27 protein-coding genes are annotated in these 25,958 nt (G+C 63.9%); 19 read left to right on the forward strand and 8 right to left on the reverse strand.

Annotation, left to right across the window (positions count from 1 at the left end):
• Nucleotides 1–53: 53 nt before the first annotated feature.
• Entirely contained in the window at nucleotides 54–380 is a 327-nt protein-coding gene (locus KKQ75_RS07035) for a DUF3579 domain-containing protein (protein WP_213361213.1), read from the reverse strand.
• Between the two features lie 290 nt (nucleotides 381–670).
• Here KKQ75_RS07035 and KKQ75_RS07040 point away from each other — a divergent pair, with 290 nt between their 5' ends.
• The 3 genes from KKQ75_RS07040 to KKQ75_RS07050 are packed head-to-tail and all read left to right on the forward strand — an operon-like array spanning nucleotide 671 to nucleotide 3,163.
• The gene (locus KKQ75_RS07040; protein WP_213361214.1) at nucleotides 671–1,867 is read left to right on the forward strand and encodes an aspartate aminotransferase family protein; all 1,197 of its coding nucleotides are present in this window, start codon (nucleotides 671–673) and stop codon (nucleotides 1,865–1,867) included.
• 52 nt (nucleotides 1,868–1,919) lie between these two features.
• The gene (gene argF / locus KKQ75_RS07045; RefSeq protein ID WP_213361215.1) at nucleotides 1,920–2,828 is read left to right on the forward strand and encodes an ornithine carbamoyltransferase; all 909 of its coding nucleotides are present in this window, start codon (nucleotides 1,920–1,922) and stop codon (nucleotides 2,826–2,828) included.
• Between the two features lie 23 nt (nucleotides 2,829–2,851).
• Nucleotides 2,852–3,163, forward strand: a complete 312-nt coding sequence (locus KKQ75_RS07050) for a YkgJ family cysteine cluster protein (protein ID WP_213361216.1) — start codon at nucleotides 2,852–2,854, stop codon at nucleotides 3,161–3,163.
• Between the two features lie 50 nt (nucleotides 3,164–3,213).
• Here the strand turns inward: KKQ75_RS07050 and KKQ75_RS07055 are convergent, their stop codons facing one another.
• A complete protein-coding gene (locus tag KKQ75_RS07055; protein ID WP_250131027.1) occupies nucleotides 3,214–3,627 on the reverse strand; it encodes a COG4315 family predicted lipoprotein in 414 nt (137 codons plus the stop codon).
• 93 nt (nucleotides 3,628–3,720) lie between these two features.
• Nucleotides 3,721–4,929 (reverse strand): FAD-dependent monooxygenase, encoded by a 1,209-nt coding sequence (locus tag KKQ75_RS07060; protein WP_213361217.1) that lies wholly within the window; start codon nucleotides 4,927–4,929, stop codon nucleotides 3,721–3,723.
• Between the two features lie 174 nt (nucleotides 4,930–5,103).
• Here KKQ75_RS07060 and yegQ point away from each other — a divergent pair, with 174 nt between their 5' ends.
• Entirely contained in the window at nucleotides 5,104–6,576 is a 1,473-nt protein-coding gene (yegQ, locus tag KKQ75_RS07065; protein ID WP_213361218.1) for a tRNA 5-hydroxyuridine modification protein YegQ, read from the forward strand.
• Nucleotides 6,573–6,770, forward strand: a complete 198-nt coding sequence (locus KKQ75_RS07070; RefSeq protein ID WP_213361219.1) for a hypothetical protein — start codon at nucleotides 6,573–6,575, stop codon at nucleotides 6,768–6,770. The genes yegQ and KKQ75_RS07070 overlap by 4 nt, the downstream gene beginning before the upstream one ends.
• A 156-nt stretch (nucleotides 6,771–6,926) precedes the next feature.
• Here the strand turns inward: KKQ75_RS07070 and acnB are convergent, their stop codons facing one another.
• The 4 genes from acnB to KKQ75_RS07090 all read right to left on the reverse strand — a co-directional run bounded on the left by acnB (nucleotide 6,927) and on the right by KKQ75_RS07090 (nucleotide 12,472).
• Nucleotides 6,927–9,518 carry a bifunctional aconitate hydratase 2/2-methylisocitrate dehydratase gene (acnB, locus tag KKQ75_RS07075; RefSeq protein WP_213361220.1) on the reverse strand — a complete coding sequence of 864 codons (2,592 nt, stop codon included), beginning with the start codon at nucleotides 9,516–9,518 and terminating at the stop codon, nucleotides 6,927–6,929.
• A gap of 75 nt (nucleotides 9,519–9,593) precedes the next feature.
• Complete coding sequence (locus KKQ75_RS07080; RefSeq protein WP_213361222.1) at nucleotides 9,594–10,196, reverse strand: hypothetical protein; 603 nt, start codon at nucleotides 10,194–10,196, stop codon at nucleotides 9,594–9,596.
• A gap of 52 nt (nucleotides 10,197–10,248) precedes the next feature.
• Nucleotides 10,249–11,241 (reverse strand): HpcH/HpaI aldolase/citrate lyase family protein, encoded by a 993-nt coding sequence (locus tag KKQ75_RS07085; RefSeq protein ID WP_213361224.1) that lies wholly within the window; start codon nucleotides 11,239–11,241, stop codon nucleotides 10,249–10,251.
• Nucleotides 11,242–11,485: 244 nt separating this feature from the next.
• A complete protein-coding gene (locus KKQ75_RS07090) occupies nucleotides 11,486–12,472 on the reverse strand; it encodes a malate dehydrogenase (RefSeq protein WP_213361225.1) in 987 nt (328 codons plus the stop codon).
• Between the two features lie 248 nt (nucleotides 12,473–12,720).
• On the opposite strand from KKQ75_RS07090, the gene KKQ75_RS07095 reads away from it, so the two are divergent.
• From KKQ75_RS07095 to KKQ75_RS07160, 14 genes are all read left to right on the forward strand, one after another.
• A complete protein-coding gene (locus tag KKQ75_RS07095) occupies nucleotides 12,721–13,527 on the forward strand; it encodes a GntR family transcriptional regulator (protein WP_213361226.1) in 807 nt (268 codons plus the stop codon).
• Between the two features lie 206 nt (nucleotides 13,528–13,733).
• On the forward strand, nucleotides 13,734–14,171 hold the full coding sequence (gene sdhC / locus KKQ75_RS07100) for a succinate dehydrogenase, cytochrome b556 subunit (RefSeq protein WP_213361227.1): 438 nt from the start codon (nucleotides 13,734–13,736) through the stop codon (nucleotides 14,169–14,171).
• Between the two features lie 22 nt (nucleotides 14,172–14,193).
• On the forward strand, nucleotides 14,194–14,559 hold the full coding sequence (gene sdhD / locus KKQ75_RS07105) for a succinate dehydrogenase, hydrophobic membrane anchor protein (RefSeq protein ID WP_213361228.1): 366 nt from the start codon (nucleotides 14,194–14,196) through the stop codon (nucleotides 14,557–14,559).
• Nucleotides 14,560–14,562: 3 nt separating this feature from the next.
• Nucleotides 14,563–16,368 carry a succinate dehydrogenase flavoprotein subunit gene (gene sdhA, locus KKQ75_RS07110; protein ID WP_213361229.1) on the forward strand — a complete coding sequence of 602 codons (1,806 nt, stop codon included), beginning with the start codon at nucleotides 14,563–14,565 and terminating at the stop codon, nucleotides 16,366–16,368.
• A gap of 13 nt (nucleotides 16,369–16,381) precedes the next feature.
• Nucleotides 16,382–17,086, forward strand: a complete 705-nt coding sequence (locus KKQ75_RS07115) for a succinate dehydrogenase iron-sulfur subunit (RefSeq protein ID WP_213361230.1) — start codon at nucleotides 16,382–16,384, stop codon at nucleotides 17,084–17,086.
• A gap of 18 nt (nucleotides 17,087–17,104) precedes the next feature.
• Nucleotides 17,105–17,383: a succinate dehydrogenase assembly factor 2 gene (locus tag KKQ75_RS07120; protein ID WP_213361232.1), complete on the forward strand. Its 279-nt coding sequence runs from the start codon at nucleotides 17,105–17,107 to the stop codon at nucleotides 17,381–17,383.
• A 52-nt stretch (nucleotides 17,384–17,435) separates the two neighbouring features.
• Nucleotides 17,436–18,746, forward strand: coding sequence for a citrate synthase (locus tag KKQ75_RS07125; RefSeq protein ID WP_213361234.1), 1,311 nt, complete (start codon nucleotides 17,436–17,438; stop codon nucleotides 18,744–18,746).
• A gap of 232 nt (nucleotides 18,747–18,978) precedes the next feature.
• A complete protein-coding gene (locus KKQ75_RS07130; protein WP_213361236.1) occupies nucleotides 18,979–19,977 on the forward strand; it encodes a LysR family transcriptional regulator in 999 nt (332 codons plus the stop codon).
• A gap of 29 nt (nucleotides 19,978–20,006) precedes the next feature.
• Entirely contained in the window at nucleotides 20,007–21,458 is a 1,452-nt protein-coding gene (gene leuC, locus KKQ75_RS07135; protein WP_213361237.1) for a 3-isopropylmalate dehydratase large subunit, read from the forward strand.
• A 35-nt stretch (nucleotides 21,459–21,493) separates the two neighbouring features.
• Nucleotides 21,494–21,655: an entericidin EcnAB gene (locus KKQ75_RS07140; RefSeq protein WP_213361238.1), complete on the forward strand. Its 162-nt coding sequence runs from the start codon at nucleotides 21,494–21,496 to the stop codon at nucleotides 21,653–21,655.
• A gap of 91 nt (nucleotides 21,656–21,746) precedes the next feature.
• Entirely contained in the window at nucleotides 21,747–22,397 is a 651-nt protein-coding gene (leuD, locus tag KKQ75_RS07145; RefSeq protein WP_213361239.1) for a 3-isopropylmalate dehydratase small subunit, read from the forward strand.
• 161 nt (nucleotides 22,398–22,558) lie between these two features.
• Entirely contained in the window at nucleotides 22,559–23,626 is a 1,068-nt protein-coding gene (gene leuB, locus KKQ75_RS07150) for a 3-isopropylmalate dehydrogenase (protein ID WP_213361240.1), read from the forward strand.
• A gap of 152 nt (nucleotides 23,627–23,778) precedes the next feature.
• A complete protein-coding gene (locus tag KKQ75_RS07155) occupies nucleotides 23,779–24,111 on the forward strand; it encodes a DUF4298 domain-containing protein (RefSeq protein ID WP_213361241.1) in 333 nt (110 codons plus the stop codon).
• A gap of 77 nt (nucleotides 24,112–24,188) precedes the next feature.
• Nucleotides 24,189–24,554, forward strand: coding sequence for a PaaI family thioesterase (locus KKQ75_RS07160; RefSeq protein WP_371686263.1), 366 nt, complete (start codon nucleotides 24,189–24,191; stop codon nucleotides 24,552–24,554).
• Between the two features lie 69 nt (nucleotides 24,555–24,623).
• Here KKQ75_RS07160 and KKQ75_RS07165 read toward each other — a convergent pair whose 3' ends face one another.
• Complete coding sequence (locus KKQ75_RS07165) at nucleotides 24,624–25,889, reverse strand: putative Na+/H+ antiporter (RefSeq protein ID WP_213361244.1); 1,266 nt, start codon at nucleotides 25,887–25,889, stop codon at nucleotides 24,624–24,626.
• Nucleotides 25,890–25,958 lie beyond the last annotated feature (69 nt).

A 25,958-nucleotide genomic window follows, 5' to 3' on the forward strand; every position in this document is an offset into this window, starting at 1 on the left:
GCGCAAAAAAGCCGCCTGCTGGCGGCCTTGGCATCCGGGCGTAAAAAAACCGCTCAGGAAAGCGGCTTGGCGTCGGGCATCAGGCAGGCATCGACAATCTGGAGATCGTTGTCGCGGGCGAAATTCATCACGAAATCCCAGGCCTGGGGTTCGGCATCCTGCATGTCGCGGTTCACGATCACGCACTTGACGCCGGCCACGTTGTTGGGCGTGCACCAGGGCGAATAGCGCAGGTGCCCGCCAAGACGCGGCGGATCGCCCTCGGGACGGAACTGGCTCATCACGCCGGCCAGGCGTTCGGCCCAGTCGCTCGGGCGGAAACGCCGCCCTTCCGAGGTCTGCCCGATGATGAACACTTCTTGCGAATTGGTGGATGCCATGGAAGTGAAAGCCGACAAGAACCGCGCAGCCCAGGATCGCCAGGCTGTCACGAAATTGTAAAAAGAGCGATTCTACCCCATGTGCCATTTTTCCTGAGTGGCGATAACCCCAAGCGGCAAGGGCCGATCACCCCCTGCGCGAACGGTTGGCGCGCGTCGTTGTTGCGGCAATGGCGCGCCAGTGGCGCCCGGTCTGCTCTACAATGTTTTTTTGGCCGGCATGATTAGCCGGCCTGCTTCCTGCCTTCTGCACGCAGGTGCGGAGGGCTTTCTGTTTCCTGGAGCCCAGCATGTCTGCACCGATTGCCGCCGCATCCCCCCATGTCATGAACACTTACGGCCGCCTGCCGATCGCCATGTCGCATGGCCGAGGCTGCCGCGTGTGGGACGTGAACGGCAAGGAGTATCTGGACGGTCTGGGCGGCATTGCCGTCAACACGCTCGGCCACGCCCACCCCAAGCTGGTGGCCGCGCTGCAGGAGCAGGTAGGCCGGATGATCCACTGCTCCAACTACTACCACGTGCCCGGCCAGGAAGTGCTGGCGGCCAAGCTGGTGGAGCTCACCGGCATGCAGAACGTGTTTTTCTGCAATTCCGGCCTCGAAGCCAACGAAGCCGCGCTCAAGATCGCGCGCAAGTTCGGCCATGACAAGGGCATTGACAAGGCCGAAGTCGTGGTGTTCGAGAACGCCTTCCACGGCCGTTCCATCGCCACCCTGAGCGCCACCGGCAACCCGAAGATCCATGCCGGTTTCGAACCGCTGGTGCCCGGCTTCATCCGCGTGCCGCGCAATGACATCGAGGCCCTGCGCCGCGCCACCGACGGCAACGCCAATATCACCGCCGTGCTGCTCGAACCGATCCAGGGCGAAGGCGGCATCCACGAATACCATGCCGACTTCCTGCAGCAACTGCGCGCCCTGTGCGACGAGCGCGACTGGCTGCTGATGCTCGACGAAATCCAGTGCGGCTTCGGCCGTACCGGCAAGTGGTTTGCCCACCAGTGGGCCGGCATCCAGCCCGATGTGATGAGCCTGGCCAAGGGTCTGGGTTCCGGCGTGCCGATCGGCGCGCTGGTAGCCGGCCCGCGCGCTGCCAACGTGCTGCAACCCGGCAACCACGGCACCACCTTCGGCGGCAACCCGCTGGCCATGCGCGCGGGTATCGAAACCATCCGCATCATGGAAGAGGAAAACCTGCTCGAAAACGCCGCACAGGTCGGCCAGCACCTCAAGCAGGCGCTGGAACAGGCCTTCGCCGGTGTCGACGGCGTGAAGGAAGTGCGCGGACACGGCCTGATGCTGGGCGTGGAGCTGAGCAAACCCTGCGGCGCCCTGCTGGAACAGGCGGCCCAGCGCGGCCTGCTGTTCAGCGTCACTGCCGACCGCGTGATCCGCCTGGTGCCGCCGCTCACGCTCACGCGCGCCGAAGCCGACGAGATCGTCGCCATCCTGGCGCCGCTGGTCAAGGAATTCCTGGCAGCCTGATACGGGGCGGCCAGCCGCCGCCCTCCCGTTTGAACGTCCCGGGACCGCTCCCATGAAACACTACCTGCAATTCACCGACTTCAGCGCCGCCGAGTACACCTACCTGATCGACCGCGCCGGCTACATCAAGCGCAAGTTCAAGTCCTACGAAAAGCACCAGACCCTGACCGACCGCACCCTGGCCATGATCTTCGAGAAGGCCAGCACGCGCACGCGCGTCAGCTTCGAGGCCGGCATGTACCAGCTCGGCGGCAGCGTGGTGCACCTCACCACCGGCGACAGCCAGCTCGGCCGTGCCGAACCGATCGAGGATTCGGCGCGCGTCATCAGCCGCATGGTCGATCTGGTGATGATCCGCACCTTCGAGCAGACCAAGCTGGAACGCTTTGCCGAGTTCTCGCGCGTGCCGGTCATCAACGGCCTGACCAATGAATACCACCCCTGCCAGATCCTGGCCGACATCTTCACCTTCATCGAGCATCGCGGCTCGATCCAGGGCAAGGTGGTGGCCTGGGTGGGTGACGGCAACAACATGGCCAATACCTGGCTGCAGGCCGCCAAGCTGCTGGGCTTTACCGTACACGTAAGCGCGCCAAGCGGCTACGAGATCAACAGCGACATTCCCGGCGTGGAACTGGGCGACCACGTCAAGTTCTTCAAGGACCCGCACGAGGCCTGTGCCGGCGCCGATCTGGTCACCACCGATGTGTGGACCAGCATGGGCTACGAAGCCGAGAACGAAGCACGCCGCGCCGCCTTTGCCAACTGGTGCGTCGATAGCGAAATGATGGCGCTGGCCAAACCCGATGCGCTGTTCATGCACTGCCTGCCGGCGCACCGCGGCGAAGAAGTCACCGGCGAAGTGATCGACGGCCCGCAATCCGTGGTGTGGGACGAGGCCGAAAACCGCATGCACGTGCAGAAGGCGCTGATGGAGTACCTGCTGCTGGATCGCCAGTAAGCCCCTCGCCATCTTTCACGACCATGGCCGGACCCTGCCAGACCTGCGGCGCCTGTTGCGCCGCTTTTCGCGTGGATTTTTCCAGGCACGAACTGCAGTCCGATGGCGGCATCGTGCCCGACGGGCTGGCATTGCCGCTGACCGCCAGCCTGAGCCGCCTGCGCGGCACCGACCATCAGCCGCCCCGCTGCGCTGCTCTCTGTGGCCAGGTCGGCCGGCAGGTGTCCTGCGGCATCTACGAATGGCGCCCCAATCCCTGTCGCGAACTGGAAGCCGGCAGCGATGGCTGCAACCGTGCACGCTTGCGCAATGGTTTGCCAGTGCTGGACATGTGATCCCGCGCTCAGGCCCGCCAACGCGAGCTGTCTATGAAGGGGCGGGCCGCTTAACGCTTGGGCGCGATCCGGAACACGTGCCAGGTGCCGTTGACGTTGTCACCCGTAGTATCTCCCGGGCGCACATCCTTGCTCCAGAAGTACAGCGGCTTGCCCACCAGCGCCCACTGCTTGCGACCGTCGGCGCGCGTCAGCACGCTGAAGTCGCCACGGCCCACATCGCTGCTGCTGGCCAGCAGGGGCGGCCAGTTCACGGCGCACTGGTCATTGCAGTTGGACTGGTTCACGCCGTCGTTATCGAAGGTGTAGAGCGTCATGCGGTTGGCCGTACCGACCATGATGCCGCCGGCGTTCACCGCGGGAGGCATGTCGCTGGCGCTGGGAGCGTTATTGCCGGTACCGGCGCAGCCGGCCAGAAACACGGTAGCGGCAGCGGTGGTCATCAGGGCCATGGACTTGATCATGCGCATCTCCTTCGGTGCAATGTCGGAACAAGGGATAGTCCATCATACAGGGCGACATTCCCGCACGGGTAGGACAAGCGCCCGAGCGGCTCCCTACACCACCGATTGCCCGTACAGCCAGGGCACATCCAGCAGGCGTTCCCCCAGCATCCGCATGCCCAGATCACGACCCCAGCGCATCACGCCGGTGCTGTGGAAGATGTTGCCATTGCGGATGCTGCGCTGCTGCACGCGCGCGCAGCGCTGCCAGCGGCGCTCGGCATAGCGGTACAGCGCCTTTTCACCAATGCCGTCGGCCTGCATGCACTGGGCCAGCACGGCCGCATCCTCCAGCGCCATGCCGGCGCCCTGCGCCATGAAGGGACGCATCGGATGCGCCGCATCCCCGAGCAGGGCCACCCTGCCCTGCACCATCTCGCTGGCCGAGCGCACCGGCGGGCGATCGCACAGCGGCCACAGGCGCCAGTGCTCGATCGCCTTGGCCATGCCCAGCACCGGCGCCGCCGTGCCTGCCATTGCGGCCCGCAGATGTCCGGCATTGGCCGCATGGTCCCAGCTCTGCAGGTCATCCGGTCGCGGCCCCTGCACCAGCGCCACCACGTTCATGTGACTGCCGCCGCGCACGGGATACTGCACCATGTGCATGCGGTCTCCCAGCCAGGCTGTCACCTGCCGGCTGCGCAAGGCCGGCGGCAGGCTGTCCTGACGCACCAGCGCACGATAGGCCAGAATGCCGCTGTAGCGCGGCGCGGCCTCGCCCGGCAGCATCTGGCGGCGCACCTGGCTCCACAAGCCGTCCGCGCCGATTAGCACATTGGCTTCCACAGTCTCGGTGGTTTTCGGCCCAGCCATGGGACCGGCAGCGAGGTCGACGGCCAGTCTGCCGTCCTCCAGCTTCTTCCAGCCCTGCACCTGGCGCTGCAGCAAGGGCTGCACGGCAAACTGCTGCTGGACATTCTGCAGCAGCAGTTCGTGCAGATCGGCCCGGTGCACCGTGGCATAGGGCGCGCCATAGCGCAGCGCAAAGCGCGCATCCAGATGCAGGGTACCCAGCGTGCGGCCATTGGCGGCATCACGCACACGCAGCAGTTGCGGAAAGGACGCAATGCGCTGCAGCCCGTCACCCAGCCCCCAGCTCTTGAGCACGCGCACCACATTGGGGCCGAGCTGGATGCCCGCACCCACCTCTCCCCAGGCATCCGCCTGCTCCACCACAGTCACGCGGGCGCCATTGCGCGCCAGCGCCAGGGCAGCAGCCAAGCCGCCGATGCCGCCTCCGGCAATCAGAATCGGTGTATCCATGCTGCGATTGTCCCTGCAAATGGCCGGTTTCGCGCCACCGCGCGTCCATGCCGAGCGCGCTTGTTGACCTGACGCAATGCCGGATTCTTGCCTGACCCCTGTCCTTGTCAGGCCAAAAGCCGGAAAATAGCGGGTTTCACGCTATCACGACGGCCCTGCAAGTCGTCCCCTGCCATGACCGCCACCCTCAAAGCCCCCGAGCTGCTACTCCCTGCCGGCAGCCTCGACAAGATGCGCGCTGCCTACGACTACGGCGCCGATGCCGTCTATGCCGGCCAGCCGCGCTACAGCCTGCGCGCGCGCAACAACGAATTCAAACTGGAACAACTGCAACAGGGCATTGCCGAAGCGCATGCCCGCGGCAAGAAGCTGTTTGTTACCAGCAACCTGCTTCCGCACAACGACAAGGTGCGCACCTACATGCGCGACATCGAGCCGGTGATCGCCATGCGCCCGGACGCCCTGATCATGGCCGATCCCGGCTTGATCATGATGGTGCGCGAGAAATGGCCCGAAATGCCCATCCACCTGTCGGTGCAGGCCAATACCGTCAACTACGCCGCGGTGAAGTTCTGGCAGAAAGTGGGCGTCAGCCGCATCATCCTCTCGCGCGAACTCAGCCTGGACGAAATCGAGCGCATCCGCCAGGAATGCCCGGACATGGAACTGGAAGTATTCGTGCACGGCGCGCTGTGCATCGCCTACAGCGGCCGCTGCCTGCTCAGCGGCTACTTCAACCGGCGCGATCCCAACCAGGGCACCTGCACCAACGCCTGCCGCTGGAACTACGCCACGCACGATGCAGAAGTGGACAGCAATACGGGCGATGCCATCGGCACGAAGATGGACAAGGATTTCAGCTTTGAAGCGGAACAGGAGCGAGCAGAAAAAGCCTTTTCCGCCAGCAGCCGGGCGGGCTCTGCCGCGGGAGCCAGCGCGGGCAGGTGCGGGTCGGAAACAGCAGACGGAGCCACCCATGCCCTTTCCGCCACCGGCGACGGCCAGCGCCACCCGCTGGCCGACAAGGTCTACCTGATCGAGGAAGTCGGCCGCCCGGGCGAACTGATGCCCATCATGGAGGACGAGCACGGCACATACATCATGAACAGCAAGGACTTGCGCGCTGTCGAATATGTGGAGCGCCTGACGCAGATCGGCGTCGACTCCCTCAAGATCGAGGGTCGCACCAAGAGCCTGTATTACGTCAGCCGCACGGCCCAGATCTACCGCCGCGCCATCGACGATGCCGTGGCCGGCCGCCCCTTCAACCCCTCCCTCATCACCGAGCTGGAAGGTCTCAGCAACCGCGGCTACACTGCCGGCTTCCTGGAGCGCCGCCCTGCGCAAGACTACCAGAATTACGAAACCGGCAGCTCTCAGACCCAGCGCAGCCAGTTCGTCGGCGAAGTCAGCAAAAGCGAGGCGCGCGACGGCTGGCTGCAGGTGGAAGTGAAGAACCGCTTTGCCGTAGGAGACCGCATCGAGGTGATCCATCCCGGCGGCAACGAAATCATGACCCTGCAGGCCATGCAGAATGCCGACGGGCTGGATATCCAGGTCGCCAATGGCAGCCCGCTCAAGGTGTGGCTACAGTTGGATGTGCGCTACCAGGGCGCGCTGTTGGCACGGATGGTGGGCAACGCATGAAGCAGACACCCGAGCCCTCCAAGGTGGCGTTCTGGGTGGGCAACGGCGTACTCGCCGTCGCCCTGCTGATGCTGTTCTTCATGAATGCCCTGGCAGCACGTTTCGGCATGGGCGCCTTTGTGGCATGGGCCGTTCTGGCTGCGGTTGGCGTGTCCCTGGTGATGAAGGACAAGCGCGACGAACCCCCGCTCTAGTCCCATATTGCCTGCAGGGCTGCAAGAAAAACGGGCTGTTGGTACGGCACCCTGCCTCCCCGTAGATCCTCACCCGGTTTCAGTAATGAAAAAACGACCCTTGCGGGTCGTTTTATCGTTCATGCGCACCCCGCAGGGCGCGCACTGTCAGACAGCTCAGGCAGAAACGCCCTTCGCCACTTCGGCATACTCCTCGATCTGGTCGAAGTTCATGTAGCGGTACACGCTGGCCTTGTCGGCATCGATGATGCCCATTTCGGCCTGGTACTCTTCCACGGTCGGGATGCGGCCCAGCTTGGAGCAGATGGCTGCCAGCTCGGCGCTGCCCAGATACACATTGGTGTTCTTGCCCAGACGGTTCGGGAAGTTGCGGGTGGACGTGGACATCACGGTCGCGCCTTCACGCACCTGCGCCTGGTTGCCCATGCACAGCGAGCAGCCCGGCATCTCGGTACGCGCACCAGCGGTACCGAAGGCGGCGTAGTGGCCTTCCTTCATCAGCTCGTTCTGGTCCATCTTGGTCGGCGGAGCGACCCACAGCTTGACCGGAATGTCGCGCTTGCCGCCCAGCAGCTTGGCTGCGGCGCGGAAGTGGCCGATGTTGGTCATGCAGGAACCGATGAAGGCTTCATCGATCGGGGTGCCGGACACTTCGGACATGAACTTGGCGTCATCCGGGTCGTTCGGGCAGCAGACGATGGGCTCCTTGATATCGGCCAGATCGATCTCGATAACGGCGGCGTACTCGGCGTCGGCATCGGCTTCCAGCAGCTGCGGGTTGGCCAGCCACTGCTCGACCTTCTCGATACGGCGCTGCAGCGTCTTCGCGTCCTGGTAGCCATCGGCGATCATGTTCTTCATCAGCACGATGTTGGAGTTCAGGTACTCGATGACCGGTTCCTTGTTCAGCTTGATCGTGCAGCCGGCAGCGGAACGCTCGGCGGAAGCGTCGGACAGCTCGAACGCCTGCTCCACCTTCAGATCCGGCAGACCTTCGATTTCCAGCACGCGGCCGGAGAAGATGTTCTTCTTGCCGGCTTTTTCAACGGTCAGCAGGCCGGCCTTGATGGCGTACAGCGGAATGGCATGCACCAGGTCACGCAGGGTCACGCCGGGCTGCATTTCGCCCTTGAAGCGCACCAGCACGGATTCGGGCATGTCCAGCGGCATCACGCCGGTGGCCGCACCGAAGGCCACCAGGCCGGAGCCGGCCGGGAAGCTGATGCCGATCGGGAAGCGGGTGTGGCTGTCGCCGCCGGTACCGACGGTGTCGGGCAGCAGCAGACGGTTCAGCCAGCTGTGGATCACGCCGTCGCCCGGACGCAGGGCCACGCCGCCACGGCTGCTGATGAACTGCGGCAGTTCGCGGTGCATCTTGGCATCGACAGGCTTCGGATAGGCGGCAGTGTGGCAGAAGGACTGCATCACCATGTCGGCGCTGAAGCCCAGGCAGGCCAGATCCTTCAGTTCGTCGCGCGTCATCGGGCCGGTGGTGTCCTGGCTGCCGACGGTGGTCATGCGCGGTTCGCAGTAGGTACCCGGACGGATGCCCTGGCCTTCCGGCAGACCGCAAGCGCGACCCACCATCTTCTGTGCCAGCGTGAAGCCCTTGCCGGTATCAACCGGAGCCTTGGGCAGACGGAAGGCGGTGGAAGCCGGCAGACCCAGCGCCTCACGCGCCTTGGCGGTCAGGCTGCGACCGATGATCAGGTTGATACGGCCACCGGCGCGCACTTCGTCCAGCAGCACGTCGCTCTTCAGGGCGAAGTCGGCAATCTTCTCGCCACCCTTCTCAATCTTGCCCTCGTAGGGGTAGATGTCGAGCACATCGCCCATTTCCATCTTGGTCACGTCGACCTCGATCGGCAGGGAGCCAGAGTCTTCCTGGGTGTTGAAGAAGATCGGAGCGATCTTGCCGCCCAGCGTCACGCCGCCAAAGCGCTTGTTCGGCACGAAGGGGATGTCCTGGCCGGTAGCCCAGATCACGCTGTTGGTGGCGGACTTGCGGCTGGAGCCGGTACCAACCACGTCACCCACGTAGGCCACGATATGGCCCTTCTTCTTCAGGTCTTCGATGAACTGGATCGGACCGCGCTTGCCATCTTCCTCGGGCTTGAAGGCCGCGTCGGGACGGGTGTTCTTCAGCATCGCCAGATAGTGCAGCGGGATGTCGGGGCGGCTCCAGGCGTCGGGAGCGGGAGACAGGTCGTCGGTGTTGGTTTCGCCCGGCACCTTGAACACGGTCACGGTGATCTTCTGTGCCACTTCGGGACGGCTGGTGAACCACTCGGCATCGGCCCAGCTCTGCAGCACTTCCTTGGCCTTGGCATTGCCGGCCTTGGCCTTGGCTGCCACGTCGTTGAAGTAATCGAACATCAGCAGGGTCTTCTTCAGGCCTGCAGCCGCGATATCCGCAACCTCGGCATCATCCAGCAGCTCGATCAGCGGATGCACGTTGTAGCCACCAACCATGGTGCCCAGCAGTTCGGTCGCCTTGGCCTTGCTGACCAGGCCGACCTGGATGTCACCGTGGGCCACGGCGGCCAGGAAGCTGGCCTTGACCTTGGCGGCGTCGTCCACGCCCGGGGGCACGCGGTGGGTCAGCAGATCCACCAGGAAAGCTTCCTCGCCCGCCGGCGGGTTCTTGATCAGCTCGATCAGTTCGGACGTCTGCTTGGCGTCCAGGGCCAGCGGCGGGATGCCGAGTGCGGCACGCTCGGCCACATGGTCACGGTAGGCTTTCAACATGGTGGTTCTCCTGAGGTTGGTATGAAGGGCCGCGCCTTCTTGCGGAAGACGCAGCCGGCCTCAACCTGCCCGCTATCAGCGCAGCAGGTCGACGGGTCGTTGTTGCAGCTCGCGGTCGCGCGCTGCTTGTTGCGGGTTCTGGCAGCCATCGGCCACGCGTTCGCCACGTTTCTGGTCCATCAGCATGGATTTGTTGCCGAGCTGCAGCCAGGTCGCGCCATTGGCACGATCTTCCAGGCGCACCACGCCGGTGGTGGTGGGAACCTGGTGCATGGTATAGGTCAGACCTTTGCCGTTGCTGACCTGATACATGGTCGGGCGGGCGGGATCCTGGGTGATCGTCACTGCGCTGCCCAGTTCGCAGCGCATGGTGCCGGTGAACACAGTGCCGGCAGGCGGAGCCGGGAAAGGCGTGCCCGGACCGGGAATGCTCGCCACGGGCGCGCTGGCACCCGTGATCGGGTTCACAGCCAGACGTTCGCGCAGCTTGCTCGGCGCTTTCTTCGCCGGATCCGCCTTCCTGGCAACCGGCTTCTTCACGGCCTTCCGGGCGGCCGGCTTGCTGGCAGTCTTGGCTGCCGCAGCTTTCTTGGCCGGAGCCTTGGCAGGCGTGGTGGCAGCCATCGCGCCGGAAGCAGCAATCATTGTGGCAGTCAGTGCGATCAGGGTCTTTTTCATGGATACCTTTCAGTCATTGAAACGGGACAACCGATTATCAAATCAGTCCCTGTCACGCAAAGTATTTCAGCATGCCTTGTGGTAACAATTTGCCAGTCGCGTGTGCACGCTCCAACACCTGCCAGTAGTAGCGGTAGCTGGCACGATCATGCAGCTTGCCCTTGTGGCTGACGGGCGCCCACTGGGCTGCCATCGCAGCCTCGGTAATGGCCACCGCGGTATCGATTTCCGCCTCGGTCGGCGCAAATGCGGCCAGGATCGGACGAATCTGGCTCGGATGGATGCTCCACATGCGGGTGTAGCCCAGTTCGGCGGCCGCACGATGGGCCGCATGGCCGATCGCCTCGGTATCGCTGAACTCTGTCACCACGCAGTGGGATGGCGTCTTGCCATAGGCATGACAGGCCGAGGCAATCTGCAGCTTGGCCTGCACCACCAGCGGATGGGTGAACTGGCCCTGCAGGCCCATGGCCTCGCCGGGGATGGCGCCACCGTGGGCAGAAACGAAATCCATCAGGCCGAAGCTGATCGACTGCACGCGCGGATGGGCAGCTATTTCGAAGGCGTTGTGCACGGCTAGCGGGGATTCCACCAGCACCTGCAGCGGCAGCGCGCTGCCACCCGCCGCATCCACATGGCGCACGGCCATCTCCACGTCTGCGACCGAGTCCACCTTGGGAATCATCACGTGGCACCAGCGGTCGGCCGCCTGGCCCACCAGCTTTTCCACATCGGCGGCAAAGGCGGGATGGTCGACCGGGTGCACACGCACCGCCACACGGGCCTCGGGGGCGGCATCGCGGGCCACGGCCAGTACCAGATCTGCGTGCTCAGCCTCGCCACCAACGGGTGCGCCGTCCTCGCAATCCAGCGTCACGTCGAACATGCACGCGCCGAATTCCTCGCTCATTTCGGCCTGCAGCTGCAGGCTCTTGCGCATGCGTACCTCGACGCCGCAATAGTGGTCGCACACCGGCAGCAATCCGGTGGCGCCCTGGGCATCCAGCAGAACTTCGCGGGGATGGGCCGTCGTGGTGTCAGTCATGGCGGGCTTGCAGCAATCGGGTTGGGGTTGCACACATCACGTACAGGCTGCGGGCACCACCCCGAAAGGGCTGCCCTGCTCTCCTGCAATGGCATCCGTCCGCTGGCGAAACACCAGGGGGTGGACACACTTCCAGCCAAGCACTGTGCACGGGGACGCAATACTTGGCTGGAAGTCCTGACCCGCGGGCCAGGACAACCTTGGCAATGCCTGCCGGCAAACCGGCAGGCCGCACATCGCCGGATTACAGCAGGTGCTTGACGCCGTCTTCCTCGCCCTTGAGCTCGTCCAGCGTCTTGTTGATGCACTGCTGGCTGAACTCGTCGATCGGCAGGCCTTCGACGACCTTGTACTCACCGTTCTCGCAGGTGACCGGGAAGCCGAACATCACGCCTTCGGGGATGCCGTACCAGCCTTGGGACGGGATGCCCATGGTGACCCACTTGCCGTTGGTGCCCAGGGCCCAGTCGCGCATGTGGTCGATGGCGGCGTTGGCAGCGGAAGCCGCGGAGCTCAGGCCGCGTGCCTCGATGATGGCGGCGCCGCGCTTGCCCACGGTGGGCAGGAAGGTGTTGCGGTTCCAGTCTTCATCGTTGATCATGTCCTTCACGGACTGGCCGTCGATGGTGGCGAAGCGGTAGTCGGCGTACATGGTGGGAGAGTGGTTGCCCCACACGGCCAGCTTCTCGATGCTGGACACCGGCTTGCCGGTCTTCTCGGCGATCTGGCTGGCAGCACGGTTGTGGTCCAGGCGCAGCATGGCGGTGAAGTTCTTGGCCGGCAGGCTGGGCGCACTCTTCATGGCGATGTAGGCGTTGGTGTTGGCCGGGTTGCCCACCACCAGCACCTTGACGTTGCGGTCAGCCACGGCGTCCAGGGCCTTGCCCTGCGCAGTGAAGATCTGGGCGTTGGCAGCCAGCAGGTCGGCACGCTCCATGCCGGGGCCGCGCGGACGGGCGCCCACCAGCAGCACGTACTGGGCATCCTTGAAGGCGGTCATCGGGTCGGAGTGTGCTTCCATGCCGGCCAGCAGCGGGAAAGCGCAATCCTGCAGCTCCATCATCACGCCCTTGAGCGCGTTCTGGGCCTTTTCGTCGGGGATTTCCAGCAGCTGCAGGATGACCGGCTGGTCCTTGCCCAGCATTTCGCCGGAAGCAATGCGGAACAACAGGGCATAGCCAATCTGGCCAGCAGCGCCGGTAACGGCCACGCGAACGGGGGTCTTGCTCATGGAATGGTCTCCAGTTAGAAAAGTCGAAACAGCTGCACCGGCCGCCTGCCGGTCACCGCCGGAAATCGGGAAAGTTGCCTCTGCAACCGGCCATGCGAGACAGCCCCGCCGCAAAGTGCGCATAGTGTAACGCCGATTGTGACATTCGGTCAATTTGTCTTATATCTTATATAAGATATGATTTATCATTCGTGCTTGCCGCCACACCCGCGGGCAAACCCACCTTGTTTCACCCTCGCAGAGCCGCCATGCCAGACCTTTCCCCAGTGCCTTCCGACGCCGCCGTGGCGGACACCGGCGCTGCGGTCGCCGCGCCGCTGGCGCAGCCCGCACCCTCCTTCAGCCCGCTCTACCAGCAGATCAAGCAGGCCATCCTGCACAGCCTCGAAGCCGGCGAATGGAAGCCGCTCGAGGCCATCCCCAGTGAAATGGAACTGGCCAAGCGCTACGGCGTCAGCCAGGGCACGGTGCGCAAGGCCATCGACGAACTGGCGGCCGAAAACCTGGTGGTGCGCCGCCAGGGCAAGGGCACCTTCGTCGCCAGCCACAACGAGCGCCACGTCGAATACCGCTTTCTGCGCCTGCATCCCGACAGCGGCACGGTATCGGCCGAAGGCCCGGCCCAGCGCACCATCATCGAGTGCAGGCGCACGCGCGCCCATGCCGAACTGGCCCGCACCCTGGGCCTGCAGCCCGGCGATACCGTGGTGCAGATCCGCCGCCTGCTCACGCTCGGCGGCGCGCCCACCATCCTCGAAGACATCTGGCTGCCGGCCCAGCTGTTCAAGGGCCTCTCGGCAGACATGCTGACCAGCCACCAGGGCCCCACCTATGCGCTGTTCGAGAAGGAGTTCGGTGTGCGCACCATCCGCGCCGAGGAGCAGGTGCGCGCCGTGCTGCCCGACGAAGGCCAGGCCGAACTGCTCGCCATCAGCACCGTCACCCCGGTGCTGCAGGTGGACCGCGTCAGCTACACCTACAATGATGCCCCGGTAGAGGTGCGCAAGGGCCTATACCGCACCGACACACACTATTACAAGAACACGCTAAGCTGATCCCCGGACAGCGTATGCACCATACGTCACTAACTGAATGCAAACTTACGCACAACCCGGCGAAACCCCGCGTTTTTTCATAATTGCGCCAAAACGGCGCGCGCAAGCCCGCCCCATGTCCTAAAATCGGCGATTGCTCTTGTAACGCTTTTTGCGTGGCGTCACACTTGCGCCATTCTGGATTGTTGACTCTCAAAAGGCCTCCCATGACAACTACCTCCAAACCCTCCCAGCGGCCCGAGTTCCGCAACATCGGTCTTGCGGACATCACCGTGGGCTACCGCCTGCCGCTGGCCGGCAAAATGTCCATCCTGCACCGCGTCAGCGGCGCGCTGATGTTCCTGCTCCTGCCCTTCGTCGTCTGGCTGTTCGACAACTCGATCTCCTCGCAGGTGTCGTACGAGAAGTTCACCGCCCTGTTCAACGGCGGCCTGGGCATGCCCGGCTGGTTCTACAAGCTGATCGCGCTGGCCCTGATCTGGGCCTTCCTGCACCACCTGATCATGGGCGTCCGCTTCCTGATCATGGATGTGAACCACGAGCTGATCAGCAAGCAAGGTGGTCGCACGTCCGCCATGATCGTGCTGGTCCTGAGCATCGCACTGACCGTGGTGCTGGGCGCCAAGCTGTTCGGCCTGTACTGATTTCAAGCAAAAGGAAACTCCCATGTCTGTCAACTACGGCTACAAACGCCTCACTACCGGTGCCCACTACGGCGGGCGTGACTGGATCGCGCAGCGTGTCACCGCTGCCCTGATCGTGCTGTTCACGCTGGTGCTGCTGCTCTCCGTGCTGTTCACGTCGGGCCCCATCAGCTACGACACCTGGGCCGGCATCTTCGCCCCCCAGTGGATGAAATTCCTGACCCTGATCACCATCCTGGCCCTGGCCTGGCATGCCTGGATCGGCGTGCGCGACATCTGGATGGACTACGTCAAGCCGACCGGCATCCGCCTGGCACTGCATGTGTTTACGATCGTATGGCTGCTGGGTTGCGCCGGCTGGGCGATCCAAGTTCTGTGGAGAGTGTAAAAAATGACTTCGATTCCCCAATCCCTGCCCCGCCGCAAGTTTGACGTCGTCATCGTCGGTGCCGGCGGCTCCGGCATGCGCGCCTCGCTGCAGCTGGCCCGCGCTGGCCTGAACGTGGCCGTGCTGACCAAGGTTTTCCCGACCCGTTCCCACACCGTGGCCGCCCAGGGTGGCGTGTCCGCTTCCCTCGGCAACATGAGCGAAGACAACTGGGAATGGCACTTCTACGACACCATCAAGGGTTCCGACTGGCTGGGTGACCAGGACGCGATCGAATTCATGTGCCGCGAGGCCCCGAAGGTCGTGTACGAGCTCGAGCACTTCGGCATGCCGTTCGACCGCAACCCCGATGGCACGATCTACCAGCGCCCGTTCGGCGGCCACACCGCCAACCACGGCGAAAAGCCCGTACAGCGCGCCTGCGCAGCGGCTGACCGTACCGGCCATGCCATGCTGCACACGCTGTACCAGCAGAACGTTGCTTCCCGCACCAATTTCTTCGTCGAGTGGATGGCCCTCGACCTGGTCCGCGATGCCGACGGCGACGTGGTGGGCGTGACCGCCCTCGAAATGGAGACCGGCGAGGTCTACATGCTCGAAGCCAAGACCACGCTGCTGGCTACCGGTGGTGCCGGCCGTATCTTCGCCGCTTCCACCAACGCCTTCATCAACACCGGTGACGGTCTGGGCATGGCGGCTCGCGCCGGCATCCCGCTGCAGGACATGGAATTCTGGCAGTTCCACCCCACCGGCGTGGCCGGTGCCGGCGTGCTGCTGACCGAAGGCTGCCGCGGCGAAGGCGCCATTCTGCTGAACAGCGAAGGCGAGCGTTTCATGGAGCGCTATGCGCCCACGCTGAAGGATCTGGCTCCGCGTGACTTCGTGTCCCGCTCGATGGACCAGGAAATCAAGGAAGGTCGCGGCTGCGGTCCCAACAAGGACTACATCCTGATGAAGCTGGACCACCTGGGTGCCGAAACCATCCGCAAGCGCCTGCCGTCCGTGGAAGAAATCGGCCACAACTTCGCCAACGTCGACATCACCAAGGAGCCGATCCCGGTGGTGCCCACCATCCACTACCAGATGGGTGGCATCCCCACCACCATCAACGGCCAGGTGGTCGAGTACATCAACGGCGAGAACCGCATCGTCAACGGCCTCTACGCCGTGGGTGAGTGCGCCTGCGTGTCGGTGCACGGCGCGAACCGCCTGGGCACCAACTCCCTGCTCGACCTGCTGGTGTTCGGCCGCGCGGCCGGCAACCACATCGTGCAGTTCAACGACAAGAACAAGGAGCACAAGCCGCTGCCGGCGAATGCTGCCGACTTCACCCTGTCGCGCCTGGCCAAGCTGGAAAGCAACACCTCCGGCGAATACTCGCAGGACATCGCCAACGACATCCGTGCCACCATGCAGCAACACGCCGGCGTGTTCCGCACCCAGGCCAGCATGGACGAAGGCGTGCAGAAGATTGCCGCCATCCGCGATCGCGTGGGCAACATCATCCTGGAAGACAAGTCCAAGGTGTTCAACACCGCCCGCGTCGAAGCACTGGAAGTCGCCAACCTGATGGAAGTGGCCCAGGCCACCATGGTGTCTGCCGCTGCCCGCAAGGAATGCCGTGGCGCCCACACCGTGTACGACTACGAGCATCCGGCCGACCACCCCACCGCTCCGCTGGGCCGTGACGACGTCAACTGGCTCAAGCACACCCTGTGGCACAGCGAAAGCAACAGCCTGAGCTACAAGCCCGTGAACCTGAAACCCCTGACGGTTGAATCCGTGCCACCGAAGGTCCGTACCTTCTGATCCGGAGTTTTCCATGCAAAAACGTACCTTCAAAATCTACCGCTACGATCCGGACAAGGACGCCAAGCCCTACATGCAGACCATCGAGATCGAGCTCGACGGCCATGAGCGCATGCTGCTGGACGCCCTGGTCAAGCTGAAGAAAGTCGACCCGACGCTGGCATTCCGCCGCTCCTGCCGCGAAGGCGTGTGCGGTTCCGACGCCATGAATATCAACGGCAAGAACGGTCTGGCCTGCCTGACCAACCTGCGCACGCTGAAGGACCCGATCGTCCTGAAACCGCTGCCGGGCCTGCCGGTGGTGCGCGACCTGATCGTCGACATGACCATGTTCTTCAAGCAGTACGACTCTATCAAGCCGTACCTGATCAACAACACGCCGGCTCCCGAGAAAGAGCGCCTGCAGAGCCCCGAAGAGCGCGAAGAGCTCAACGGCCTGTACGAGTGCATTCTGTGCGCCAGCTGCTCCACGAGCTGCCCCAGCTTCTGGTGGAACCCCGACAAGTTCGTGGGCCCGGCCGGCCTGCTGCAGGCCTACCGCTTCCTGGCTGACAGCCGCGACCAGGCCACGGCCGAGCGTCTGGACAACCTGGAAGACCCGTACCGTCTGTTCCGCTGCCACACCATCATGAACTGCGTCGACGTCTGCCCGAAAGGCCTGAACCCGACCAAGGCGATCAGCAAGATCAAGGAAATGATCGCGCGTCGCACGATCTGATCCGGAAGAAGCATGCACATGACGGCAGACGATCGCCTGACGGCAGAGGAGTTCAGCAAGATGCGGTGGCGCTGCCGCCGCGGCTTGCTGGAAAACGACCTGTTCATCACCCGTTTCCTGGACAACCATGGCAGCACCATGACTGTCAGTGAGGCGCAAGCGATGTATGCCCTAATGGACCTGTCCGACAACGATCTGCTGGATCTGTTGCTGCGCCGCAAGCAACCTGCGGCGCCGCTCGACACTCCGGAAATCGTTGCCTTGCTGGAACGGATGCGCAATCCGGCCCCCCTTTGAGCAGCCCCGGCTGCTTTTTATTCATAGACCCAAAGAACGCAGGAGTTCCTTGATGAAACTGTCTGACAACAAAGCGACCCTCTCCTTCAGCAACGGCAGCCCGGACGTCGAGCTGCCGGTGTACCAGGGCAACATCGGTCCCGACGTGATCGACATCCGCAAGCTGTATGCACAGACCGGCATGTTCACGTACGACCCCGGTTTCCTCTCCACGGCCTCCTGCCAGTCCGCCATCACCTACATCGACGGTGACAAGGGCGAACTGCTGTACCGCGGCTACCCGATCGAGCAGCTCGCCGAGAACTGCGACTACCTGGACACCTGCTACCTGCTGCTGAAGGGCGAGCTGCCCAATGCTGCACAGTCCGAGGACTTCCACCACCGTGTGCTGAGCCACACCATGGTGAACGAGCAGATGCAGTTCTTCCTGCGTGGCTTCCGCCGCGATGCCCACCCCATGGCCGTGCTGACCGGTCTGGTGGGCGCCATGTCCGCGTTCTACCATGAGAGCACCGACGTCCATAACCCCGAGCACCGTGCCCGTGCCGCCATCCAGCTGATCGCCAAGATGCCGACGCTGGTTGCCATGGCCTACAAGTACGGCAAGGGCGAGCCCTACATGTACCCGCAGAACAACCTGAGCTATGCCGGCAACTTCCTGCGCATGATGTTCGGTACGCCCTGCGAGGAGTACAAGGTCAACCCGGTGATCGAGAAGGCACTGGACCGCATCTTCATCCTGCACGCCGACCACGAGCAGAACGCCTCCACCTCCACCGTGCGTCTGTGCGGTTCCTCCGGCACCAACCCGTTCGCTGCCATCGCAGCCGGTGTGGCCTGCCTGTGGGGCCCCGCTCACGGCGGCGCCAACGAAGCCTGCCTGAACATGCTGGAAGACATCCAGAAGATGGGCGGCGTGGCCAAGGTCGGCGAGTTCATGGAGAAAGTCAAGGACAAGAACTCCGGCGTCAAGCTGATGGGCTTCGGTCACCGCGTGTACAAGAACTACGACCCGCGCGCCAAGCTGATGCAGGAAACCTGCGACCAGGTGCTGGCCGAACTGGGTCTGGAAAACGATCCCCTGTTCGCTCTGGCCAAGGCGCTGGAAAAGATCGCCCTGGAAGACGACTACTTCGTCCAGCGCAAGCTGTACCCGAACGTGGACTTCTACTCCGGCATCGTGCAGCGCGCCATCGGCGTGCCGGTGAACCTGTTCACCGGTATCTTCGCCCTGGCCCGCACCGTGGGCTGGATTGCCCAGCTGGACGAGATGATCGGCGACCCCGAGTACAAGATCGGCCGTCCGCGCCAGCTGTACACCGGCTCCGTCCGCCGCGACGTGCCGGCCGGCTACAAGGCCTGATCGGCCCGACCAGCCGGCTGTCTGGCAGCCGGCCTGTCCAACCCGCCTGTGCGCAAGCCCGGCGGGTTTTTTCTTGGCCGCCCAGTGTGCACCTGCTGCGCGCCGATCTTTGGCGGAACGGGAAAGTTTCTTCATATAGAAGGCCAGCCATCTCTATTCACGATGTAATAGCACCAATATTTGGCGCAAAATAGCCATTCTTCATCGTCAACCACGATGTTTATCGCATTCCATGGCCGCTGACCACTCCGTTTCCCGCCGTCTTGACCTGACTTCGCTGCAGCTCTTTGTTGCCGTGTGCGAGTCCGGCAGCATCGGGCGCGCGGCGGACAAGGCCTATATTGCCGCCTCGGCCGTCAGCAAGCGACTGAGCGATCTGGAGGCGCTGTTCCATACCCCCCTGCTGGAACGCCACGCAAGGGGCGTCTCCCTCACGCCAGCCGGCGAGAACCTGCTGCACCATGCGCGCGCCGTACTGCGTCGTATCGACAAAATGCAGGACGAGCTGGGCGAATATGCCGAAGGCGTACGCGGCCATGTGCGCGTGCATGCGAGCATTTCGGCCATCGTGCAGTTCCTGCCCGAGGATCTGGGCAGCTTTGCGCGTGCACATGAACACATCAAGATCGACCTGGAAGAGCATCTGAGCCCGGACATCGTGCGTGCGGTGCAGGATGGCACTGCCGATCTGGGCATCGGCAATCTGGTGCACGGCAGCGCTGGCGTGCAGACCCTGCCCTACCGGCAGGACCAGCTGGTGCTGATCGTGCCTGAATCGCACCCGCTGGCGCAGCATGCCGAGATCGACTTTGCCCAGTCGCTCGACTATGACCATGTGGGCCTGCATGCCAACAGCTCAGTGCATCAGGCCATGCGCCATGCCGCCCTGCTGGCGGGCAAGCCGATCCGCCTGCGCATTTCGGTGTCCGGTCTGGACGCAATGTGCCGCATGATCGACAATGGTCTGGGCGTGGGCGTTATGCCGCGCCGCGCCTTCGAATTGCTGCACGGTGCCGGCAAGCTGGTGAGTATCGGTTTGCGCGATGCCTGGTCGGAGCGCCGCCTGGATCTGGTGGCACGTGATTTTTCTGCCTTGCCGCATGCGGCGCGCCAGTTGGTAGACCACCTGCTGGGGCGTGAGTCGCGTCAGCCGGTGGATCACCCGCCGGAACGCGCACCGCGTCAACTGCCGGATGACCTGCCTGGGCCTGTGCCGCCGTCTTCCATTTAACCCTTTCTCAAGCAATCACAAGGACAATCATGGCCCGTACCCTGTACGACAAACTCTGGGATGAACACGTGGTGCACACCGAAGACGACGGTACCGCCATCCTGTATATCGACCGCCACCTGGTGCACGAAGTGACCAGCCCGCAGGCATTTGAAGGCCTGCGCGAGGCCGGCCGCAAGCTGTGGCGCGTGAGCTCGGTGGTGGCCACGGCCGACCACAACACGCCGACCACCGGCTGGGAGCTGGGCTATGACGGAATCACCGATCCGACCAGCAAGGAACAGGTGACCACGCTGGACGCCAACATCAAGGAATTCGGCGCGGCGGCCTACTTCCCCTTCCTGAGCAAGCGTCAGGGCATCGTGCACGTGATGGGTCCCGAGAATGGCGCCACCCTGCCCGGCATGACCGTGGTCTGCGGTGACAGCCATACCAGCACGCACGGCGCCTTCGGCGCGCTGGCGCACGGCATCGGCACCAGCGAGGTGGAGCACGTGATGGCTACGCAGACGCTGCTGGCCAAGAAGGCGAAGAACATGCTGGTGAAGGTGGAAGGCACGCTGGCTCCGGGCGTGACCGCGAAGGACGTGGTGCTGGCCATCATCGGCAAGATCGGCACCGCCGGCGGCACCGGCTACACCATCGAGTTCGGCGGCAGCGCCATCCGCAGCCTGAGCATGGAAGGCCGCATGACGGTGTGCAACATGGCGATCGAAGCCGGTGCACGCGCCGGCATCGTGGCGGTGGATGACAAGACCATCGAGTACGTGAAGGGCCGTCCCTTTGCGCCGGGCACGGACGCGGCTACCGGCAAGTTCGTCGGCGGCCCCGAGTGGGATCAGGCGGTGGCACACTGGCGCACGCTGCATTCTGACGAGGGCGCGCATTTCGACGCCGTAGTCGAGCTGAATGCCGCCGAGATCCAGCCGCAGGTGACCTGGGGCACCAGCCCCGAGATGGTACTTGGCGTGAGCGGCAACGTGCCGGATCCGGACAAGGAAAAGGACGCCAGCAAGCGCGGCGCCATCGAGCGCGCGCTGGAATACATGGGTCTGGAGCCGGGCAAGGCCCTGACCGACATCACGGTGGACAAGGTGTTCATCGGCAGCTGCACCAACAGCCGCATCGAGGACATGCGCGAAGCCGCTGCAGTGGTGAAGAAGCTGGGCCGGAAAGTGGCCAAGAATGTGAAGCTGGCCATGGTGGTGCCGGGCTCCGGTCTGGTGAAGGAACAGGCCGAACGCGAAGGCCTGCACGAGATCTTCAAGGCAGCGGGCTTTGAATGGCGCGAGCCGGGCTGCAGCATGTGTCTGGCCATGAACGCCGACCGCCTGGAACCGGGCGAGCGCTGCGCCTCGACCAGCAACCGCAACTTCGAAGGCCGCCAGGGCAATGGTGGCCGTACGCACCTCGTCAGCCCGGCCATGGCCGCGGCGGCCGCGGTACACGGGCATTTCGTGGATGTCCGTGCTTTTGCATGAAGCCCGTTGAGGCTGTTTTCAAGAAAGGATCCTGAATGAAGACCATCGCAATCCTCGCCAGCGCTATCGTCATGGCCCTGTCCGTTTCCGGCTGCAATACCTGGGCCGGTGTGAAGCAGGATGCCAAGGAGGCCGGTCAGGCTGCCGGCGCCGGCATCGAGAAGGCGGGCGAGAAAATCCAGGAAGTTTCCAAGTAATCGCGCCTTGCGGCGGCGGGCAGGCCGGGGGTCTGCCTGCCTCCCTGGCCATTGCAGGGCGCACCTGCCCTGCCCCACTCATTGATCCATCATGCAAAAGTTCACCCTCCATCAGGGCCTCGTTGCCCCGCTCGACCGCGAGAACGTCGACACCGACGCCATCATTCCCAAGCAGTTTCTCAAGTCCATCCGTCGCACGGGCTTCGGCCCCAACCTGTTTGACGAATGGCGCTATCTGGACAAGGGCGAGCCCGGCAAGCCCGAGTCCGAACGCAAGCCCAACCCCGATTTCGTGCTGAACCAGCCGCGCTACAAGGGCGCGAGCATTCTGCTGGCACGCAAGAACTTCGGCTGCGGCTCCAGCCGTGAGCATGCGCCGTGGGCGCTCGAACAGTACGGCTTCCGCGCCATCATCGCGCCGAGCTTTGCCGACATCTTCTTCAACAACTGCTTCAAGAACGGGCTGCTGCCCATCGTGCTGCCCGAGGCCACGGTGTCGCGCCTGTTCGATGAGGTGGCGGCTTTCCCCGGCTACCAGCTGACCATCGACCTGGAACGCCAGGTGGTGGTGCTGCCGCAGGGCGAGGAAATCGCCTTCGATGTGCAGGCCTTCCGCAAGTACTGCCTGCTCAACGGCCTGGACGATATCGGCCTGACGCTGCGCCATGTGGACAAGATCAAGGCTTTCGAGGCCGAGCGCCTGGCTGGCAAGCCCTGGCTGGCCCATCAGCCGGCCGTCTGAAGGCGATCGCAGGCTCGGCAAGAGCGCGTGCGGCCAGGAGCCGCTTCGCATTGCCGTGCCGCAGATCACCCCGGTTCTCACCCCACTCAGGCATGCGTCAACACCGCTGATGGATGCCTGTTCTACCAGAGTCCTTTTTTCTTTTTCCCTGAGTATCCATCATGAAAATCGCCATTCTTCCCGGTGACGGTATCGGCCACGAAATCGTTGCAGAAGCCGTCAAGGTGCTCAACGCCCTGAACCTGCCGCTGGAAATGCACTGGGCCGACGTGGGCGGCACCGCCTACGAAAAGCACGGCCATCCGCTGCCGGAGGCCACGCTGGAGCTGGCCAAGTCGTCCGACGCCATCCTGTTCGGCGCCGTGGGCGACTGGAAATACGACGTGCTGGAGCGCCACCTGCGCCCCGAGCAGGCCATCCTGGGCCTGCGAAAGGCACTGGGCCTGTATGCCAACTTCCGCCCGGCCATTTGCTACAAGGAGCTGGTGAACGCCTCCAGCCTCAAGCCCGAGCTGATTGCCGGCCTGGACATCCTGCTGATCCGCGAGCTGACCGGCGACATCTACTTCGGCACGCCGCGCGGCCGCCGCACGGCCGAAGACGGCCACTTCCCCGGCACCGAGGAAGCCTTCGACACCATGCGCTACAGCCGCCCTGAAATCGAGCGCATTGCGCACACCGCGTTCCAGGCGGCCCAGAAGCGCGGCAAGCGCCTGACCAGCGTGGACAAGAACAATGTGCTGGAAACCTCGCAGCTGTGGAAGGACGTGATGGTCGAAGTGGCCGCGCAGTACCCTGACGTTGCGCTGGACCACATGCTGGTGGACAACGCCGCCATGCAACTCGTGAAGGCGCCGAAGAAGTTCGACGTGGTGGTGACCGGCAACATGTTCGGCGACATCCTGAGCGACGAGGCAGCGATGCTGACCGGCTCCATCGGCATGCTGCCTTCCGCCAGCCTGAATGACAAGAACCAGGGCCTGTACGAGCCCAGCCACGGCAGCGCGCCCGACATTGCCGGCAAGGGCATTGCCAACCCGCTGGCGACCATCCTGAGCGCCGCCATGATGCTGCGCTTCTCGCTGAACCAGGCGGACGCTGCCGACCGCATCGAGGCGGCCGTGCAGAAGGTGCTGGAACAGGGCCTGCGCACCGCGGACATCTGGAGCGAAGGCACGACCAAGGTGACGACCGTGGAAATGGGGGATGCGGTGGTGGCTGCGCTGTAAGCACTCCCCACCCTGCAGCAAAAGCGCGCACCTTCGGGTAGCGCGCTTTTTTTGCGCGCTATCATGCCCTCTTGCTGATCGCGTCGCACATCGGCGATGCCATTTCCCGGCCTATGGTCCACCGCCTGCGAGGCCGCCAACCGGAGCTCACTATGCCCCTGCCCCCTGATGATTTCGCCCGACTGCAGGAAATGCAGACGCTGTGCACCGCACTGGAAGATGATTTGCGGCAGTTGCGCAAGCTAGGGAAGTTCCTGAGCAATGTGGATAGCCGGTACCGGAAATTGGGTGCGCTTTATCAGGCACACTGGATGGAGTTGTCCGAATCAGAAGATCTGGATGACAATCAGCGCCAGCAGATTCAGGCCATGGTCGCCAAGGGTTCCTACTCTGTCCTGGATCAGGACACCATCTGGAACGCCTTGACCGATACCAATCAGGAGTACCTTCGGCTGCTCAAGTCTCTGGCGCAGAAAATCCGGTAGACACATGAGAGCCAGGGAGGCAGATCGTGAGCGATATCCATGACCGCATTGCGGCCAGCTTTGAAAAGCAGGGCCTGATGGCCACTCTCGGGGCCGAGTTGCTCTCGGCTCAAGAGGGCGAGGTGCAGATTGCCCTGCCTTTTTCGCTCCATCTCTCCCAGCAGCAGGGATTCATTCACGCCGGAGCCATCACCAGCATCGTCGATAGCGCTTGCGGCTATGCTGCGCTGACCAAGGCCCCTCCGGGGCACGAGGTGGTGACGGCGGAATTCAAGCTGAACCTGCTGCGCCCGGCCATTGGCGAGCGCTTTGTGGCCATCGGCAAGGTGGTGAATGCCGGCCGCATGCTGACAGTGTGCACAGGCGAAGTGCTTGCCTACAAGGATGGTGCAGTCAAAGTGATTGCGCTGATGCAGGCCACCATCGTCAACGTGAAGGTGTGAGAGCGACGACGACTCGTCATCCTTGGCGGCCCAATGCCGGCCAGCCTGGCTGCCAGGCCTCCGGAATGTTCACAGCAGGCGGAACGCCATCATCGCCACCAGCGTGGGTGGCAGCGCGGCGACCAGCAGCCAGAAGAAGTGGATGGCTCCTTCGGGGAAGTGGTCCTTGAGGATGGTGGCGCCGGCCGGGTTGGGGGCGTTGGCGATCAGCGTCAGGCCGCCACCGGTCACGGCACCAGCCACCAGCGCAGTCTTGAAGTCGAGCGTCAGGCCGTCCACCAAGGAGGCCAGATAGGTGAGCGCGGCGTTGTCGGTGATGGCGGTAAGTGCCGTGGCGGCAAAGTACACGGTGTCGGCGTTCAGACCCATCAGCAGCGGCTGCAGCCACCATTGCTGCATGCCCCCCAGCACCACCAGGCCAGCCAGGAAGAAGGCCACCAGCAGCGCCTCGCGCAGGATCAGCGGGCTCTGGTTGCGGGGATAGGCCGCCGTGAAGCCCAGAAAGAACAGGAACATGCCCATGAACACGACCGGATGGTGGGCAAACAGCACCACGGTGGCCAGGAACAGCAGGTGAATCACCACCACGGTGACCGGCACGCGGGAGGCAGCATCGGGCTGCTCGACCGGCAGGCGCTTGAGTTCGCGACGCAGCAGCCACATGGCGGCGCCCGCGTTGAAACAGACGACCACGGCCGCTTTCCAGCCGAACTGGGTCAGCATGAAGGGCAGATCCCAGCCCCACTTGGCAGCCACCATCAGCACCGGCGGCGCGGCAAACGGCGTGAGCACGCCGCCGATGGAGATGTTGACGAAGAGCACGCCCAGGGTGCCGTACTTGAGGCGGTTGCTGACCGGCTTGGTGAAGACCGCATCACGCAGCATGAGCGCGGCCAGCGTCATGGCGGCCGGCTCGGTGATGAACGAGCCCAGCAGCGGCACGAAGGACAGCAGCATGAAGTACAGCGCCATGCCGTCCGGCAGCGGCAGCAGGCGCGCCATGCGCAGCACAATGCGGCTGGCGAAGTTCAGAATGGGCCGCGTGGCCGCCACCACCATGATGACGAACACGAACATGGGCTCGGTGAAATTGCGCGATTCCAGGTAGCCCAGAGCCTGATCCTGCCCGTACAGGCCGAACAGCAGCACCATCAGCAGCATGGCCCAGAAGCCGAACACCACCTCGACCTCGCCCAGCAGGTGCCAGACGCCCGAGTGCCCCGGATAGCGCTGCGCCAGGCCGTGGAAATACTTGGTGGAAAAGGTATGGATCAGCGCCAGCGCAAACAGGGTGGCCGCAAGCAACTCGGCAGCGTGGGGAAAGGACGGATTCATGTGACTGGATCAGGCGGAAATCGGGACACGGCTCGGCACTCGCCAGCGTGCAGCGGGATAACTGTAACC

The organism is Brachymonas denitrificans (assembly GCF_907163135.1).
GTDB classification, from domain to species: domain Bacteria; phylum Pseudomonadota; class Gammaproteobacteria; order Burkholderiales; family Burkholderiaceae_C; genus Brachymonas; species Brachymonas denitrificans_A.

What these genes read in the sequence shown, in the direction of transcription:
- KKQ75_RS07035 (WP_213361213.1), bottom strand. Translation starts at nt 380, where the DNA reads ATGGCATCCACCAATTCGCAAGAAGTGTTCATCATCGGGCAGACCTCG.
- KKQ75_RS07140 (WP_213361238.1), top strand. Translation starts at nt 21,494, where the DNA reads ATGAAGACCATCGCAATCCTCGCCAGCGCTATCGTCATGGCCCTGTCC.
- KKQ75_RS07070 (WP_213361219.1), top strand. Translation starts at nt 6,573, where the DNA reads ATGAAGCAGACACCCGAGCCCTCCAAGGTGGCGTTCTGGGTGGGCAAC.
- KKQ75_RS07085 (WP_213361224.1), bottom strand. Translation starts at nt 11,241, where the DNA reads ATGACTGACACCACGACGGCCCATCCCCGCGAAGTTCTGCTGGATGCC.
- leuB (WP_213361240.1), top strand. Translation starts at nt 22,559, where the DNA reads ATGAAAATCGCCATTCTTCCCGGTGACGGTATCGGCCACGAAATCGTT.
- KKQ75_RS07130 (WP_213361236.1), top strand. Translation starts at nt 18,979, where the DNA reads ATGGCCGCTGACCACTCCGTTTCCCGCCGTCTTGACCTGACTTCGCTG.
- leuD (WP_213361239.1), top strand. Translation starts at nt 21,747, where the DNA reads ATGCAAAAGTTCACCCTCCATCAGGGCCTCGTTGCCCCGCTCGACCGC.
- KKQ75_RS07120 (WP_213361232.1), top strand. Translation starts at nt 17,105, where the DNA reads ATGACGGCAGACGATCGCCTGACGGCAGAGGAGTTCAGCAAGATGCGG.
- KKQ75_RS07080 (WP_213361222.1), bottom strand. Translation starts at nt 10,196, where the DNA reads ATGAAAAAGACCCTGATCGCACTGACTGCCACAATGATTGCTGCTTCC.
- KKQ75_RS07095 (WP_213361226.1), top strand. Translation starts at nt 12,721, where the DNA reads ATGCCAGACCTTTCCCCAGTGCCTTCCGACGCCGCCGTGGCGGACACC.
- KKQ75_RS07165 (WP_213361244.1), bottom strand. Translation starts at nt 25,889, where the DNA reads ATGAATCCGTCCTTTCCCCACGCTGCCGAGTTGCTTGCGGCCACCCTG.
- KKQ75_RS07155 (WP_213361241.1), top strand. Translation starts at nt 23,779, where the DNA reads ATGCCCCTGCCCCCTGATGATTTCGCCCGACTGCAGGAAATGCAGACG.
- KKQ75_RS07090 (WP_213361225.1), bottom strand. Translation starts at nt 12,472, where the DNA reads ATGAGCAAGACCCCCGTTCGCGTGGCCGTTACCGGCGCTGCTGGCCAG.
- KKQ75_RS07040 (WP_213361214.1), top strand. Translation starts at nt 671, where the DNA reads ATGTCTGCACCGATTGCCGCCGCATCCCCCCATGTCATGAACACTTAC.
- KKQ75_RS07115 (WP_213361230.1), top strand. Translation starts at nt 16,382, where the DNA reads ATGCAAAAACGTACCTTCAAAATCTACCGCTACGATCCGGACAAGGAC.
- leuC (WP_213361237.1), top strand. Translation starts at nt 20,007, where the DNA reads ATGGCCCGTACCCTGTACGACAAACTCTGGGATGAACACGTGGTGCAC.
- argF (WP_213361215.1), top strand. Translation starts at nt 1,920, where the DNA reads ATGAAACACTACCTGCAATTCACCGACTTCAGCGCCGCCGAGTACACC.
- sdhC (WP_213361227.1), top strand. Translation starts at nt 13,734, where the DNA reads ATGACAACTACCTCCAAACCCTCCCAGCGGCCCGAGTTCCGCAACATC.
- yegQ (WP_213361218.1), top strand. Translation starts at nt 5,104, where the DNA reads ATGACCGCCACCCTCAAAGCCCCCGAGCTGCTACTCCCTGCCGGCAGC.
- KKQ75_RS07050 (WP_213361216.1), top strand. Translation starts at nt 2,852, where the DNA reads ATGGCCGGACCCTGCCAGACCTGCGGCGCCTGTTGCGCCGCTTTTCGC.
- sdhA (WP_213361229.1), top strand. Translation starts at nt 14,563, where the DNA reads ATGACTTCGATTCCCCAATCCCTGCCCCGCCGCAAGTTTGACGTCGTC.
- sdhD (WP_213361228.1), top strand. Translation starts at nt 14,194, where the DNA reads ATGTCTGTCAACTACGGCTACAAACGCCTCACTACCGGTGCCCACTAC.
- KKQ75_RS07060 (WP_213361217.1), bottom strand. Translation starts at nt 4,929, where the DNA reads ATGGATACACCGATTCTGATTGCCGGAGGCGGCATCGGCGGCTTGGCT.
- KKQ75_RS07160 (WP_371686263.1), top strand. Translation starts at nt 24,189, where the DNA reads ATGGCCACTCTCGGGGCCGAGTTGCTCTCGGCTCAAGAGGGCGAGGTG.
- KKQ75_RS07055 (WP_250131027.1), bottom strand. Translation starts at nt 3,627, where the DNA reads ATGATCAAGTCCATGGCCCTGATGACCACCGCTGCCGCTACCGTGTTT.
- KKQ75_RS07125 (WP_213361234.1), top strand. Translation starts at nt 17,436, where the DNA reads ATGAAACTGTCTGACAACAAAGCGACCCTCTCCTTCAGCAACGGCAGC.
- acnB (WP_213361220.1), bottom strand. Translation starts at nt 9,518, where the DNA reads ATGTTGAAAGCCTACCGTGACCATGTGGCCGAGCGTGCCGCACTCGGC.